General features: G+C 38.0%; 13 protein-coding genes. All 13 read right to left on the bottom strand.

The features are described 5' to 3' along the window. A partial coding sequence (locus tag VIO64_RS08620) for a glycoside hydrolase family 11 protein (RefSeq protein WP_331917166.1) occupies nucleotides 1-1,689 on the bottom strand: 1,689 nt, incomplete at its 3' end. A 105-nt stretch (nucleotides 1,690-1,794) separates the two neighbouring features. After that, a complete protein-coding gene (locus VIO64_RS08615) occupies nucleotides 1,795-2,889 on the bottom strand; it encodes an alpha/beta hydrolase-fold protein (RefSeq protein WP_331917164.1) in 1,095 nt (364 codons plus the stop codon). Nucleotides 2,890-2,960: 71 nt separating this feature from the next. Beyond that, nucleotides 2,961-4,271 carry an extracellular solute-binding protein gene (locus VIO64_RS08610; protein WP_331917162.1) on the bottom strand — a complete coding sequence of 437 codons (1,311 nt, stop codon included), beginning with the start codon at nucleotides 4,269-4,271 and terminating at the stop codon, nucleotides 2,961-2,963. A gap of 269 nt (nucleotides 4,272-4,540) precedes the next feature. After that, complete coding sequence (locus VIO64_RS08605) at nucleotides 4,541-6,142, bottom strand: response regulator (RefSeq protein ID WP_331917160.1); 1,602 nt, start codon at nucleotides 6,140-6,142, stop codon at nucleotides 4,541-4,543. Then, nucleotides 6,135-7,925: a sensor histidine kinase gene (locus tag VIO64_RS08600; protein WP_331917158.1), complete on the bottom strand. Its 1,791-nt coding sequence runs from the start codon at nucleotides 7,923-7,925 to the stop codon at nucleotides 6,135-6,137. The genes VIO64_RS08605 and VIO64_RS08600 overlap by 8 nt, the downstream gene beginning before the upstream one ends. A 112-nt stretch (nucleotides 7,926-8,037) precedes the next feature. After that, a complete protein-coding gene (locus VIO64_RS08595; protein ID WP_331917156.1) occupies nucleotides 8,038-8,322 on the bottom strand; it encodes a DUF6171 family protein in 285 nt (94 codons plus the stop codon). A gap of 22 nt (nucleotides 8,323-8,344) precedes the next feature. Continuing rightward, nucleotides 8,345-9,823: an alpha-N-arabinofuranosidase gene (locus VIO64_RS08590; RefSeq protein ID WP_331917154.1), complete on the bottom strand. Its 1,479-nt coding sequence runs from the start codon at nucleotides 9,821-9,823 to the stop codon at nucleotides 8,345-8,347. Nucleotides 9,824-9,884: 61 nt separating this feature from the next. Then, nucleotides 9,885-10,304, bottom strand: a complete 420-nt coding sequence (locus VIO64_RS08585; protein WP_331917152.1) for a DUF3237 family protein — start codon at nucleotides 10,302-10,304, stop codon at nucleotides 9,885-9,887. A gap of 59 nt (nucleotides 10,305-10,363) precedes the next feature. After that, nucleotides 10,364-11,524, bottom strand: a complete 1,161-nt coding sequence (locus VIO64_RS08580) for a serine hydrolase domain-containing protein (protein WP_331917150.1) — start codon at nucleotides 11,522-11,524, stop codon at nucleotides 10,364-10,366. Between the two features lie 34 nt (nucleotides 11,525-11,558). Then, a complete protein-coding gene (locus tag VIO64_RS08575) occupies nucleotides 11,559-12,974 on the bottom strand; it encodes a family 43 glycosylhydrolase (RefSeq protein ID WP_331917148.1) in 1,416 nt (471 codons plus the stop codon). 103 nt (nucleotides 12,975-13,077) lie between these two features. Further along, nucleotides 13,078-14,631, bottom strand: coding sequence for an ABC transporter substrate-binding protein (locus VIO64_RS08570; protein WP_331917146.1), 1,554 nt, complete (start codon nucleotides 14,629-14,631; stop codon nucleotides 13,078-13,080). An 80-nt stretch (nucleotides 14,632-14,711) separates the two neighbouring features. After that, on the bottom strand, nucleotides 14,712-15,635 hold the full coding sequence (locus VIO64_RS08565; protein ID WP_331917144.1) for a carbohydrate ABC transporter permease: 924 nt from the start codon (nucleotides 15,633-15,635) through the stop codon (nucleotides 14,712-14,714). A gap of 49 nt (nucleotides 15,636-15,684) precedes the next feature. After that, entirely contained in the window at nucleotides 15,685-16,683 is a 999-nt protein-coding gene (locus VIO64_RS08560) for an ABC transporter permease (RefSeq protein ID WP_331917142.1), read from the bottom strand. Nucleotides 16,684-16,982 lie beyond the last annotated feature (299 nt).

Genomic DNA, 16,982 nt, shown 5'->3' with positions numbered 1-16,982 from the left:
ATGCCATACAAGAGTATGTCCACGCACTTTTTTATTGTTACTTATAGCATAATTAACCAATTTATCGCCGTTTGTAAAGTTAAAATTATTTTGTGAAGGCTCTATAGCATCAACTTTCATCTCATTCTCAGCTACAACCATTCCAAATTCGTTATTTAGAATATTAGCATACGTTGTACCTGTTTGATTACCGAACCATTGACTGTTAACACATGTACCAAATGTTATTCCCTTTGCCGCAGCCAATTGGTACAATGCAGTACCCTTAGGTGATGGTATAGGCGTTGGTGTTGCTATAACAGTAGTTGTCGGTGTGTTGACACTAACTTCTTTATTAAAATTTGAAGCAATTATTATGACATCAGCCATGTTTATGGAACCGTCACTATTTAAGTCATATGATGCGACATATTTTCCATCTCCAGCCACCGCATTAAATTTGGTAGCCAATAATATAACATCAGCCATGTTTATGACTCTGTCATTATTTAGATCACCCTTTACAGATGAACTTGGGTTTGAAGGCTCCGATGAGTTTACTGCTCCAGCTCCAAAATTAAACCAGTCAATGTTTATCGGTCCTGAGAATACCAGATACAAGTCATTTACTCCTGTAGCTTTACTTATATTGCATGACTGTTCTTCATATGTATCCCAGCTCCCTGTTGGTGCTGCAGACAATGTACCTAAAAGTGTGCCGGTAGGGCTGCCTAATCTTAGCTGTATATCTGTATTGCTTTGACCTGCAACACGAGCTTTAAATGAAGTTGCTCCGCTTCCAAAATCCACATTTTTAAATACTAGATTATTGCCGTTTTCAATATAACCAACGCCGTTTCCGCCGTCACTAGTACCAATCTTTTCTATAGTTGATGAACTATAATCGTTATAATTTTCTGCTTCAATTTTATCAAAAGCACTTATCTTAGTTGTGCTTGATGTTGTCGGTCTTGTAGGTGTAGGAGTTGGATTGCTTGTGGAGGGTGAAGAAGACGGACCAAAACTAAGATTCATTTTAGTCATATCAGCTTTACCACTACTTTGATATCCCTCTACAACCATTGAGACTTCGTACATCTTGCCCATCTTCATTCCTTTAGCTTCCCATGCTTTAAAGTGTTCGCTGACACTTATGGTTCCGCTTGTTCTTTTAGATGTGCATATACTCCAATACTGCTGAAAAGTTGTATCACCCTTAATGGAAGGTCCTGTTCTGGAGTTTTGATAAACCTCATATGTACGCCCGTCAACAGTAATTGTTCCCTTCATCGGTATACCATTTCCCGGTGGCTTCCAAGTGCCATAACTATCTATGATGTAATATTCTACGAGAGGATCTTCCGTCCAACCATAGACAGCCATATATGAGTTACCGTTTGGCTGGTAGTTACAGGCATAATCTATTGTTATACCATTATAATCCTGCCATGCTTTGGTCGAGCCGAGTTTTTTACCAGTACGGAATAATATATTATTGATATTACTCCATGAGCAGCTGAATGTGCCGCCCCCATTGAGCGTCATAGTACCGGTACCATTATCTTTCCAGTACTCGTAGTTATAACCGTCAATTGTACCAGTGGCATTTGAGGTAAGCGTTGGTCCTGCGTGTACGGTTAATGGAAACAAGGTAAACAAGATGGTAAAACTCGCTATGATGGAAATAATAACCATCATCTTTTGTTTCATTATAACTCCCCCTTCTTTCTTTAAATAATTATATTTTTTATATCAAGCGGAATATATTGTTAATATATTTCCACTAGTTTTTCTTTTATTTCTTCAGTAATTCTTTTAGTGAACAGTATTAAATTTTGAAGCAATAATTATTACATCTGACATGTTTATTACACCGTCATTGTTTAGGTCATATGCGGCAACATACTTTCCATCTCCCGATACCGCATTAAATTTAGTAGCTAGAAGAATGACATCAGCCATGTTTATAATGCCGTCATTATTCAAATCCCCTGTCGCAACTGATTTTGTCGATGTTGGAGTTGGCGTAGCCGATTTTGTCGGTGTTGGAGTTGACGTAGCTGGTGTTTGATTTGTAAAGCCGGCTGCACATGCCATCTGAGCAAAGTTCCACAAGCTTGGCTTCCACACTGTCCAATCATGACCATAACCCTGAAGAAGCCATTCAGTGCAGGGAATATTATTGGTCTTACAATAGTCCCTTACCCTATTGTTACTGAATATAAGGTTATCTGCGGTTCCGCAGGAAAGAAATAGCAATTTTAAATTAGCCCTGGCCTTGGTTCCGCCGTCAGGAAACAGTTGGTTATTCTGTTTTGTAATGGGCGATGAAGAAAATCCCCCTATATAAGGGAACTTGTCCACGTTGGGCAAACCGATATTCATCGACTGGGCACCGCCTTGTGAAAGGCCGGCTATCGCACGGTGTTGAGGATCGGTATAAACAGAATAGTTTTTTTCGATGTACGGCATAAGGCTTTCAAGTAAATCCTTTGTGAAATTCTCCCAACCATCCACTCCTGATGCCGTTGCATTTCCATACGGCAATACGAGTATAAAGGGTTGAATTAGTCCTGCGGCAAGGAGATTATCGAGAATAACATGTGGTGCTCCGTTGTTGTACCACTCGTCTTCATTTCCGCCGATGCCGTGTAATAAATACATGACGCTGTATTTATTGCTTGTTGAATACCCTGGAGGCAGATAAATCCTTGCCCTCCTTTGGCTGTTTGTCGCATTAGACTGATAAGTAATGTAGCTGACCTGACCGTGTGGAACATTCTTGACCTGGTCATAGCCTGAAGGTGGTGTAGCTGGAAGTGAAGCTGCCGATGAAATCTTTGCTGGAACACATAAAAATGATACAAGCAGAAAAGCAATTAATAAAACACTCAAACATTTTCTTTTCATAATTCACCCTCCTAGAATATAAGTTAAAATTACCAATTACATCCCTTTGATTTTTTCTCTTTTTATCTATATCAATATTTGCCCCTGAGTTTTGCCATTCTTCTAACAAACTCTTCCGAACTTAGTCTCCTGTCAAACAGTTCCGCCACCAGATCTTTGTGTGTTTCTGCATCTGCAGCAGGCAGGATCGTATCCCACCAGCTAATGAAGCTTGTCCCGCTTTCCATGATCTGAGTTGTTTGTTTTATAAGTGGAGATAACTCTGATTTGTCATAGTCATCCAATTTCCAGCATGATAATCCTGCTCCGCTCGAATTCCCTTCTTTTCCTGATTTCTCGCTAATATATTTTAGAACATTCACTGCCTCCTGCTTGTGCTTGGTGTTAATGTTAATAAAATAACCATCCGTAATACCACCATAAAACTCTGTCAGATCTCCTTTTCCATTTTGTATTGTTGGGAATGGGATTGCAATCACCTTCTCCTTTACCTTCGAATTCGCATCCTCAATTTTAGTTCCAACCCAGTTTCCCTGGTACATCATTGCAGCATTTCCCTCAGTAAATTCATTGACCATATCAGTAAAACTGGTATTAAGAGCATCCTCATTAAAGGCCTTATTATCCACAAGCTGTATTAATTTATCTGCAGCCTCTTTATAATCCTGTCGGTCAAACAGTGCCGGAATAGCCAGTGCATTTCGGCATGCCGTACTTCCTGCCTGGCGCATAGCCAGGATATCATACCAATACATACCCGGCCATCGATCCTTCTCACCCACAACAATAGGAACAATTCCTTTGGACCTGAGCTTTTTCACTGATCCCAGCAATTCGTCATAAGTTTGAGGAATTTTAGCACCTGCTTTTTGAAATAATTCTGTATTGCAATATAAGCTGGCAACAAATCTATATGCCGGCAGACTGTATATCTTTCCATTATATTTGCATGAGTCTATTACGCCTGGCATTAACTTATCCAGGGTTTCATTGTCCAGATAAGTATCAAGAGGAAGAATATTTCCTTCATCAATAAAGGGTCCTACAAAACTTCCGCTCCACATATAAAATAAATCAGGAGCATCGCCGGCAGCTAAGGCTGTCTTGATTTTTGACTTATACTGCTCTCCATTCCAACTGATCTCGTGCACTTGAACTTCCGGATTCTTCTCATTCCACTCCCGAATTGCATTTTTCAGGGGATTAGAAACCAAGTCAGATCTATCTACCCATTGATTCCATAACCTTAATGTACAAGGCTCAGGTTTATCCTTTATTTCGTCTGTTGTGTCTTTTAATATATTTATTTTGCATGAAGTTAAGCTGAGTATCAAAACTATTAAATTCACTATTAGCAATATCCTTGTTATGGACTTACTCATTGTTATAATCTCCTCTATTAAATTTTGATTTCAGCTTATATTTCGGTATTTTTAAATGGCTACTTACACTTTTTCGGTAGTTTTTAAGTATATAAATACGTTAGCGGAATTTTTTGAGAAAACTACTTTGATCATACATTAATTATATAAGCAACAAATATTAAACTTATTAAATATTTTGCTTAAAATATCTAAAATATTATCTAAATTTTGAAAAACAAAAGGAGGATACAACGAAGTATTGATAACCTTATAGGGCTGTTCTTGTATTATTTTTTACGAAATTCATTAACTGAAAGTCCGGTGAACTTCTTAAAAATAGTGCTGAAATAATTCGGATCATTGATACCTACCATTTCCCCAATCTGATATACTTTCAAATTTGTTTCCTTTAGAATTTTCTTGGCATATTCCATTCTTTGTCTCGTTATATATTCAACAACAGTCTGCTTTGTTTCCTGCTTGAACACGCGACATAGATGGCTGGAACTGACATAGAATTCCTTAGCTATTGTTGAAAGCGAAAGATTTGCATCGTGCAAATTCTTCTCTATATATTCCTGAATCCGAACGGTTAATATGTTTACCTTCCTTTCATTGAAGGAATGAATCTTACTGATAACCTGCTCGATAAGGCTTTTTAGGTAGTCTTTCATTTCAAGCAGATTGTCCATTCTGAATACATCCTCATATGGCTGGCTATTTTTTTCCCACAAGCTTGATGTGTCAATTTTCAATTCAAGCAGAACACGAATGCAGGTTGATAATATGTCAAAGGCCTCCAGCCTTAAATTTTCAATGGTGACGGACAGATTAAAACAGCTTTCAGAAAACAGTTCATCTATGAGTTCTGTCGCTTTATGTTTCATTCCGGTTTTAATAAAAAAGTCCAGCTTTTCTCCTTTGTTAGGAATACCTCTCCATGATTGATCGCTGTTGTACGTGATATCATTGTAATTAACAACCTGATTTTTTCCTATTACAACTTTATAATTTAAAGCATCACAGGCTTCCCTGTAAGTAACTTTTATATTCTTGAGTCCATGGATTTTGTTCCCGATACCTATGGAAACAAAACATTTACACCTGTTAATAAGTAAAGCTTTGATGGTCTCACAGCATTCGGTTAGATCCAAGGATTCATTATTACTTAATATCACTATTTTCCTGCTGTTGTCAAAAAAGACATAAATGTATTGATCCTCTCTTAAAACTTGTCTGATTAAGTCAGAGCATTTCATGGCCAGGAGAATCAGTTGTTCCTCCCTCTCATGTGCTCCTCTGACAGAATCACTCACTTCTACTACAGCAGTTTGAAAAACATCAGATTTCTCACTCATATCTATTTTAAAGTAAGCCATCTTCTCCACAATCTCATACTGATCCAATTCGCTAAGCAGAAGTTCATTAAGGAATTTCTCCTGCATATAAGGCAGACTCTCATCCAATCTCTGTTTCAGCTTCTCATATTCCTTGATATGGGTTCTCTCCAACTCAATTTTACTTTTTAATTCCAGTGCAACTTTTCTGATCTCTTCAGGGTTGACTGGCTTCAGGAGGAAATCAGAGATTCCAAGTTTTATGCTTCTCTTGACATAATGAAACTCGTCGTGTCCTGTAATGATTACGATCTTTATATGTGGAAACTTTTCAGCAACAATCTTGCTAAATTCAATGCCGTCCATGAATGGCATGCATATATCCGTAAAAATTATATCGGGGACAATTTGGTCTATCAAATCCAGAGCTTCCCTAGCACTAGATGCTTCACCTGCAATTTCCATTCCAAGATCTTCCCAGCATATACGCTTTTTAAAGTAATTCCTTATCAGAAACTCATCATCCACAATAATCACTTTAAGACTAGACATATTTTTCCTCTCCATTTTCACTACTGATAGGTATCAATATCGTAATCTTCGTTCCGAAGCCAATAACACTTTCTATACGGAAGCAATCATCCACTCCATAAAATATTCTCAAGCGTTCGATGGTTCCCCTCAGACCGAAACTAGTAACTTCTGTATCAGTACTATTATCCAAAATCCGGCGTATACATTCTTCTGACATACCCACGCCATCATCTTCCACTGTAATCCGAATATGATCCTCTAAATACTCGGTCTCGATGGTGATGATCCCATGTTCACCCTTAACCCTGATGCCATGGTAGAGAGCATTCTCTACCAAAGGTTGTAATACAAGCTTAAGAATCTTAAAGTTGCCAGCCCGTTCATCCAGCTTATAATGTACCGAAAATAAATCTGCATACCGTATCTGCTGTATATTCAAATAATTTTTTACAATCTCGATTTCTTCGCCTATTGTGATTACCTCTTTTCCTTTGCTAAGGCTCAGCCTGTAATAGCTCCCTAGAGCATCAACAATATTACATGCTGCTTCTGTTTCTTCCATTAATATCAAGGAATTGATTGATTCTAAGGTATTATAAAGAAAATGGGGTTTTATTTGGGCCTGAAGCACATTTAATTCGGCCTTTCTTTTAATCCTTTGTTCAGTTATTACACGATCGATCAGCTGCTGTATTTCATAAATCATCATATTATACCCATCTTTTAGCTGACCAATCTCATTGTTTCCGGTGCGTATATCCACTTCTTTAAATTTCCCCTTCTGTATCCCCTTCATGGATTTTAAAAGTTTTTTTATCGGAATAGTAATTATTCTTGATGTAAGAATAGTACCGATAAACATAAGGAGGCTGTTAATTAGGATGATAGCAAAGCCGATCAAGCCAGGTACAGCTGTCTCATTGGACAATTCCTTAGCCGGCATTATACTTATAATCTTCCAATCAGATCTTTTGTCAACCAAATATGAAAACAGGTATTCCATATCCTTGAGCTTCTTCATCATATAGCCATGTTTGCTATTTTCAAAGGATTCCACCACATTTTTAATCTCGCTTTTATCTACCACATTTAATTTAATAATGCTTTCATGATTTTCATCTAGGATTGTAACCCCTGTAGTATAGTTGTTTATAATACTTGAATAAGAATCCTTAAATGCATTTTCCGATATATTAATAATTAAAACTCCCAGTGTCTTTGTAGAATTAATGTCCCGTATTAAACGGATCATAGATACAAAATTATCCTTAGGAGTATTCCTAAAAATATTTCCTCCATTTAGTTTCAATATGTAAGCACCTTTTTTTTGAACAACCAAATCATACCAATCCACATCCTGGATATTAGGCGGTATAAACTGCAGGTCATCCTGATTATTTATTGAATATTCATTTCCGCAATTATCGAAGATATAAACAGAAGATATAAAAGATGTTTCCTGAGTCAGTTTGTTGAGGTATGTACCCAATCTTGCCTGTACACGTAAATCCGAGTATATATTTCCATTCCTTAACAGCAATTGCAAATCATCATTAGACAGAATCATTTTGGAACAATTGTCTATATTGCTAATCATCAGGTCCAAGCTGGTCTTGACGGAATAAAGGGTCTGAACAGACATGTCACTGACCTTTTTTAAAGCAGTATTTGAGTATATCTTCTGATATAGAATATTGCTAAGTAAAATTGAGGAAATCAAAATAACGCAATAAAATAGTGTAAACCTTACACTGATCTTCATGTCGGAAATTTTTTTATATAACCTTCCCCCTATATACATAATCACCCCATGAATTCACATAATACCTTATCATATGTCTAACTTAACTTATTATATAATTAATTATACCATGAGAAAGTAAGAAATGGAAAGACATATAGACGCCTAACAATTATATTACAGCATTCCATCTCTTTTGCTTGGAAAGCGGACACCCCATGTCTGCAAGCTTGGCCCTGATTTGTACAAAGCATCCGCATTGCAGGCATGTAGTACCAAGCTCCAGGTACCTACAGTCTTTACATTGCAGTAATCTGAACTCATAGACCTCATCACTGACAAACTTTATCTTTTTATTCTTTGCAAGCTTGACAATTGCATCATTAATCTGGTCTTCTTGAACACGTCTTTTAGTGTCTACACTTTCCAAACAACTTTTACAATTTGATTCAAACATAATTCATCCCCACATAGCCCAGTTATTCAATTTCCAGTAAAACTACAGATTTTGATGGTATTTTACATCCGGCACGGTTATTTTTTAGTCGTAAATTTTTAAGCACATCAATTTTTACCTGGTTGCTGTTATCGAAGGTGTTTATTGCGTTCATTGTTTCCGCAGTCAGTACCTTGCCACTGATTCTATTTACCGCTATTCCTCTTATATCAACATCAACTTCGATATCCTGTATAGGATTTAGATTGCAAATTGTAACATGAATTTTCTCTTCCTTATCAATGGAAGATGATACACTGATTCCAGGAATCTTTTCTCCATTATAAATATAGTCTGTATTTTTAAAGTCAACAGTTAAAAGCTGTGCATCCTGATGAACCTTATACATGTCATAAACATGATATGTAGGCGTTAAAAGCATTCTATCACCTTCGGTAAGAATTATTGCCTGTAGAACATTAACCATCTGAGCTATATTTGACATTTGAACTCTATCGCAGTGGTTATTGAAAATATTCAGGTTGATACCTGCTATCAAAGCATCCCTCAATGTATTTTGCTGAAAAAGAAAGCCTGGGTTGGTACCCGGTTCCACATCACACCACGCACCCCATTCATCCACAATCAAGCCAACCTTCTTTTCAGGATCATACCTATCCATGATGGTGCTGTGCTTAATCACCAATTCTTCCATAAACAGTGTTTGTTTGAGTGTTTTGAACCATTCCCCTTCACCAAATTCCGTAGCCGAACCCTTTTCGGTCCAGGAGCCATTCGGCAAAGTATAATAGTGCAAGCTTATTCCATGCATTAAATGTCCTGCTTCCTTCATCAACACATCTGTCCACCTATAGTCATCACCAGCCGGACCGCATGCAATCTTGTGAATTATGTTGTCACCAAAGTTCCGCACATAGGTTGAAAACCTTTTGTAAAGGTCTGCATAATATTCCGGCCTCATATTTCCGCCACAGCCCCAGTTTTCATTTCCTATACCGAAATATTTCAGCTTCCAGGGCTCTTCTTTTCCATTAGCCCTCCGTAAATCAGCCATTGGTGATTTGCCGTCAAAAGTCATATATTCTATCCACTGCTGCATTTCCTGCACTGTGCCGCTTCCTACGTTGCCGCAGATATAGGCTTGTGCACCGATCATCTCGCAAAACTCAAAAAATTCATTAGTACCAAAGTGATTATTTTCAACCACACCACCCCAGTGGGTATTAATCATACATGGTCTCTTATCTTTTGGACCGATTCCGTCCATCCAATGATACTCATCTGCAAAACAACCTCCCGGCCATCTCAAAACAGGCACTTTTAGTTTTTTTAGAGCTTCAACAACATCGGTACGGTACCCTTTTATGTTTGGAATCTCGGAATCTTCTCCAACCCAAATACCTTCATATATACATCTTCCAAGATGTTCCGAGAAGTGACCGTAGATATTTTTGTTTATTTTTCCCTTTTTAATATCCGCATTTATTACCATCTCCAACATTTGTAAGCCTCCTTATATTTATTAATACCAATTTATTATAGCAATTTGTGGTAAATGAGGGTCATACAACTCTATAAATCTTTATATTCAATCCATTCTCTGTCTCTATTCCTTCTCCAATTAATAAATCTTTGGATAAACACTCCAGTGCTTTACTGTTTGTAATAATTTTAGGGCAGGTTCTAAACAGTACATTATTCCGTTTTTCATAGATATCGCCGCTATTCTCGATATAAATTTTACAAGGTTCCCCTGTATAATCCTTTCCCTCAAGCATATACCTTGCAGATAAAGTATGCCTGTCGCCATGCTTTCCTATGATTTGAGTATCAACACCTCCAGAGAGGACTTTCCCTTCAAAATACTTTCCTGTTACATACCCTGTAAACGGAATCATAACAACCATATCTTCATAATCATTATTTAATTTAATGCAATTCTCTGGCTTTATATGTACAGTAAATACCTCCTCAAATTTCAAATCATTCCCCCCTTACCCATAACAATAATCCCACTATCCCTGTCTTTTAATATATATTATTATAAACAACCGTTAACGACAGCTCTTACACGAAGATGATGATACTCTTCCATATTGGGCTCCATCTGGTGCATATATACGACCGAAAACCCTTCCTGCGGGTCAATAGATACATATGTGCCCAGCATTCCGGTCCATCCGAACTCTCCCACAGATCCGTTTGAATGCCCTTGTACTGGATTCATCAAGGTCCTTACTCCCAAGCCATACCCGTACCCGGCAAGATATGAACCGGTAAAATCCTTCAACTGATCCTCATTTAAATGATTCGTCCTCATCAGGTCTATAGTCTTTCTGCCGATTATTCTTTTTCCGTTATAGCTTCCGCCGTTGGCAAGCATCTGTGAAAATTTAAGATAATCGTTGACAGTGGAATAAAGCCCTGCACCTCCGGATTCATACAGTGCATCGGGATGATGGAATTCATCCAGAAGACCGGGAACCTTTATCATCCTTCCTTTTTTATCTTTCCTGTAGTTGGAGGCCATCCTGGATTCATTCCCATCACGGTAACGATAGCCGGTATATTCCATACCTAGAGGACCAAATATTTCGTCCTGCAGAAATTGCCCTACGGTTTTCCCTGAAATCAACTGTATCAAGCCAGCTATAATATCATGTCCATAACCATACTGCCAATGGGTACCGGGATGGAATTGAACAGGAACACTGCCCATAGCCTTAACCTCAGTCACAATATCATATTTGCCATATTTTTTTTGTAATTCATCTTTTACCCTTGCCATTTCTTTCTCTGTGGGTGAATCTCCAAAGTGAAACCCCATACCAACCGACATAGTAAATGCATGTTTAATAAGCATCGGTCCTTGGGATTTTATTGTATGGACAGAGCCGCCAGGTTCCCTAACAAAAACTTGCGTATCCCTGTACTCAGGAAAATATTCATAAATCGGTTCATTTAGGAGAAATTTTCCCCTTTCAAATAACATAAGGGCTGCCGTACAGATAACCACTTTCGTCATGGAAATAAGACGGTAGGCCGTATCTTCGGTAATGGGCCTTTTCTCCTCCAAATCAGCATACCCGAAATACCCTTGGTATAAGGTTTTCCCATCCTTTGCCACAGCACAACCGCATCCAGCCGGACCGTTTTTCACAAATTGTTTTAATAGTTCAGACAGATCATCAAATCTAGCCATATTACTTATCTCCTTTGCTATCCATCTCCTTGGTTTATTCCAATGTAAAGGATGCCAGACTTGCATTCCCCTCGCCTGTATACTCAAAATATAATGCCTGAATGCCGTCTGGAATTACAATATTCGCTGAGTATTCCTTCCAAACATTCGAAAAATCAACCTGTATCTTTCCAAGTTGTGTACCGTTCCATGATGTCTTCACTATAAAGGCACCACGGCAATATCCACGCACCTTGATGTTGACCTTCCTAACTCCCTTACAATCAAAATATTTAAATCCGGCTGCAGCACCATCCCTCAAGTTGGCTATATAACCGATTTCTTCATCCTCGTCTTTTCCGTCCTGGGTTATCTTGGGAAAACGACCGTCCATCCATGCCCCAAAAGTACCAGTATACTTTTCCTCGTCCTTGGAATATAGGTTACATGCAATATAAGCCGGATACTCTCCTCTTCCGATAAGTGGTCCTCCATTGGGACCGCATGATGTCATCTCTACCTGAGAAATCTCACCGTCTTCTTTAAATTCAATCTGTTCAATACATCCCTGTCTGCTGAAATTTGTTCCATTGGTGTGCCTATGGTAAAAAATGTACCACTGTCCACTTATTTCAACAATACTTCCGTGGTTATTCCCGCCATAATACATAGGCTTATTGGCCGGCTTGTAAGAATCAATATGAAGATCGTTATTGCTTACAATAACCCCCTGGTATTTGAACCCTTTTGTTGGACATTTGCTGGTAGCATAACACAGTTCATGAAAGACAATGGAGGAATAGATAAAATAATAAGTATCCCCTCTTTTTCTTATTGATGAAGCCTCAAAAAACTCATGTCCTTCAAAGCCGCTGCCTTTACTGTATGGTTCACTTGGTGCTATAAATTGGGGCTCTTCCACAATTGTAAGCATATCCGGTCCAAGCACCGTAACCATTGGACCCTTTCTAGATTTATCACCAACTGGACAAAAGCCGGTATATAGATACGTTTTCTCTCCTTCTGTCAGTACGCCAGGATCAAACTGAGGCTGGTCACCTTCTTTTTCACCCAAGCGTGTTCCGTCAGAATAGTGTACATATCCATAGAACTCAAACTTACCTGCCGGTCTATCGCAGACTGCTACCGATACAATAGGCACCTTGTCAAGAACATAGTACAAATAATATAGTCCATCCTGCCCGACCGTAATATCAGGTGCATAAAGACACATACTCCCGTCCTGATTAAGCGGATCATCTGTTTTTTTATAGATAATGCCTTCATACCTCCAGTCAGCCAAATCCTCAACAGGTGCCGACCAACATACATAATCATTTAAACAAAATACATGTCCATTAAAACGGTCATGGGAACCATAAACATATACCCTGTTATTAAATACATACGGTTCTCCATCAGGAATATATTCCCATGATGGAAGATATGGATTTAACCCTTGCTTTTCCACTATTACCCGCCTCCTTCTACCAACACATGTTTAATGAGGACATTTAAAAAGAGTGCAATGAAATTGCTTTCACTGCACTCTTCCACTTTAGTCATTTCTTACATTACTTTTTAGATGCAGCAATAAAAGCGTCTATCGATTTTTGACAATCATCGATAACCTTCTGAATACCTGCTTTTTCTAGAGAAGCCTTGACCTTAGGATATTGTGTATCATAGTCAACCAGCCCTTGGGAAAGCGGCCGTCCCTGATTCTGCCCTATCGGAGCCAGTGCTGCCATTTCTGATTTTACATTGCTGGAGTCGTAAGTCCACCCTACAATTTTCATTGGTTTTGCAGAGTTATTAAACTCCTCCATCTTCTGCCACTTGTCGGCACTCTCGCTTGCCCACAGGTAATCTAAGAACTGGCTTCCACCCATGGACCACTGAGCAAGACCGTAGTAACCTGAGTTGTCTGCGTTAACACCATCGGCAAAGTCGATCTGGTTTTCGCCAATCTTCTTGTAATGCTTGTTTTCAATACCCCAACTCAAAAGATTCTTAATCTCTTTGTCACTAAATAGCAGATTTATGAACATCATTGCCCTTTCAGGATTATCGGATGTTCTTGGAATAACCAACTGTGAGTTTGTCAAATCCGGAGTGGTTGTAAAATATTGAATGCCCTTCCAAGCATTTGCCTGAACAAGATCATATCCAAATTGTGCCTTCAATTCATCTGCTTTTCCTGGCTTCAACTGCTCTGTCCATGCAAATACTTTCTTAGCCTTCTTTAGCGGAGTTCCATCCTGCAGTGTTGCTACATCCTTGTTGATATAACCCTTCTGATACCAACTACGAGACAATTTGTATATTCTTTTTGCAATATCGGTTTCCATAAGATTCATAATCTTAACATCTCCATCGGTTTTTTGGTAGCCGACTGGGACATCCACAGTACCCACATTGACCTGCCAATCCTGTGCCAAATATTGCTGCTGGTCACCCAGTGAGGACAAAAACGGGATTATACCCGGTTCTTTTTCCTTGATAATCTTAAGCCATGGCTCTATGTCTTCAGGCTTAGAAATAGAGTCTATATCAAAATTGTATTTGTCCACCAGTTCCTTATTAAATATAAATCCGCCGGTTCCGAACATATCCTTCGCAGTCGGAATTGCATAGAGCTTTCCATTTACAATCGGAGCTTTCAAATATGCTGGATTGATGTTGGCAATAATATCCTTCCCGTGTTTTGCCACAAGTTCATCCAATGGTAACCATGCCTGTTTAGCCACGTAGTCATTAAATCCCCACCAGCTCGGTGAAAACATAATGTCTATCTTATCACCGGAAGCCACTGCCATCTGCTGCTTATTCTGATAGCTATCCCACCAATAGTAATTCAGTTTGATAGTGGCATTGATTTTTTTCTTAAGCAGTTTGTTTAGTTCTTCCTGTACCAGCTTTACATCTTTGCACTGGGGAGCAAGAAAGTATGCATTGATTTCATACGGTTCCAGATTCGATACTGTGCTGTTATCCGAAGACTTGTTTGCTGTTGCGTTTGCATCAGTTGGTTTGGTCGAAGTAGAACTTCCACACCCTGACAATAACGCACTGCATACTAGAGCTGCAGAAACAATGTTACATCCCAACCTTTTGATTTTAAGCATTATTATACCTCCCTAAAATAAAGTAATGTTTCTATATTGATCAGCAAAGACAAAAAATCGAATTTTCGCCCAAGCTGTAATCAACCTTTTACTGCCCCAATAGTAAGACCCTTTATAAAATATCTCTGGAAGAAGGGATATGCGAAAATAATAGGTCCGATACCGATAATCGCCATAGCCATACGCAGAGTTTCTCCAGGCACATTTGCCAATGCACTCGTAGTATTTCCTGAAGCTGATGCAAGAGAAGATGTCAGGAACTGTAAGGAACGCAGTGCCTGATACATTGAATATTGAAGATTGTAGTATTGAGGATCGTTAATGAATAATAGACAAAGATACCAGTCATTCCAATAACTCAAGAATGAAAATAATGCTATTGTCGCAATAACAGGAGTGGACATCGGAATAACAATGGTGTAGAATATTTTGAATTCACTGGCACCATCAATTCTAGCCGCTTCCAGCACCGAGTCGGGTAGATTGATTGTAAAAAATGTCTTTGCAATCAGCACGTAAAATGCATTCATGACCGCTGGCATGATCAAAGCAATGATATTATCCTGCAGATGCAGGTATTTGGTATACATGATATACCAAGGTACCAGTCCTCCTTGAAACAGCATGGTAAAGAACATAAAGAAGGAGAAGAAATTCCTGTATTTAAATGATTTTCTTGAAATGGGATACGCATATAACATTGTAAACAGCACACAAAAAAATGTACCAACAACACATGTGAAAATTGTAACACCATATGATCTTAGCAATTTCTCCACATCATTGAATAAATATCTATATGCATCAAAACTAGTTTTGCTGGGAAAAAAGGAGTACCCATTTATTGCAAGAGATGTTTGATCTGTAATCGAAACCATGAATACCAAAATTAATGGAGCTATACAGAAAATACAATAAACAATAAATGCTGCATTAATTATCAAATTGGTAGTAGGCGAAATGGAATTTAAGCTTAAAGATTCATTTATTTTTTTAGGCTTCATATTTTCCTCCCTCAAATCACAAATTATATTTTTTAAGATAATCAATCATTTAGAATATCTTATTTTCCTTACTGATTTTACCAACCGCCCAGTTGGCTATCAAAACTGTAAAGAATCCTATAACAGATTGGTATAATCCAGCAGCCGAAGACATGCCCAAATCCCCGCTCATAATTAACGCTTTATATATGTAAGTATCCAGAACTTCTGTCGAAGGTGCCAAAAGTCCCTGCTGCATTGGGATCTGATAGAAAAGGCCAAAATCAGATCGGAATATATTACCAAGGTTTATAATTACTGTTACAATCATAAAAGGAATCAAAAATGGAATTGTGATATATCTTATCTGCTGCAGCTTGCTCGCACCGTCCAATACAGCAGCTTCATAATATTCCTGGTCAATGCCTGAAATTCCAGCTATGTAAATGACAATACCGTAACCAATATTCTTCCATAGATTTATGAGTACTAATATATATGGCCAATACTGGGGTGAAGCGTACCAGTCAACGGTCTGTAAATTGAATATATTTACGATGGTTTTGTTAAAGAATCCATTCGGGTCCAGAAAGGCCAATGCAAGATAAGCTACAACAACCCATGAGAGAAAGTAGGGTAAAAATATTATAGACTGATATAACCTTGCCGCAAATTTATTTCTTAATTCATTGAGAGCTAAAGCAAATAGAACCGCAAAAATTAATCCTAATACAATGAAAAACAAGTTGTATAAAATGGTGTTTCTGGTAATCTGCCATGCAGCATCAGACATGAAAAGAAACTTAAAATTTTCTAAGCCCGACCATGGACTGCCTAGAAACCCATCACTATAGTTGAAATTCTTGAAGGCAATAATTACGCCAAACATAGGTAAATAGTAGTTTACAAATACTAGAGTAAATGGTAGCAGAAGCATAAGAAACATCGCCTTGTTTTTTACCAATTCCTGAATAAATCCCGTTTTTTTCCAGAAGTTCTTTTTCTTTGGTGCAGTGCTTGCATTCGGTGTAATATTTACATCTGGTGTAGTGCTTGCATTTGTTGTCATTGCACATTCCCCTCACATAAAGTATTTTAAATAAATTAATTAATTTATAGCTATTTATAATATCTATTGAATATTGCTATTTATGTTGTTACATCCTTTTAAGTTATACTTAAAGGAATTTATCACACCAGGAATTAACTTAGGCATGAATGAAAAATTACTTCCGCTTTTGAGTGGGTGTTGATGATTCAAATCAACATATTAGCGAAATTTATAGCGGAAGTTATTCTTTGATCATGACTTAATAAGGGATTTCATCTTATTTTTATTATATTGATAACCATCTCAAGTCTTAATAA

Source organism: Pseudobacteroides sp., assembly GCF_036567765.1.
GTDB lineage: Bacteria > Bacillota > Clostridia > Acetivibrionales > DSM-2933 > Pseudobacteroides.
This window is presented reverse-complemented; position numbering and strand designations above follow the sequence as displayed.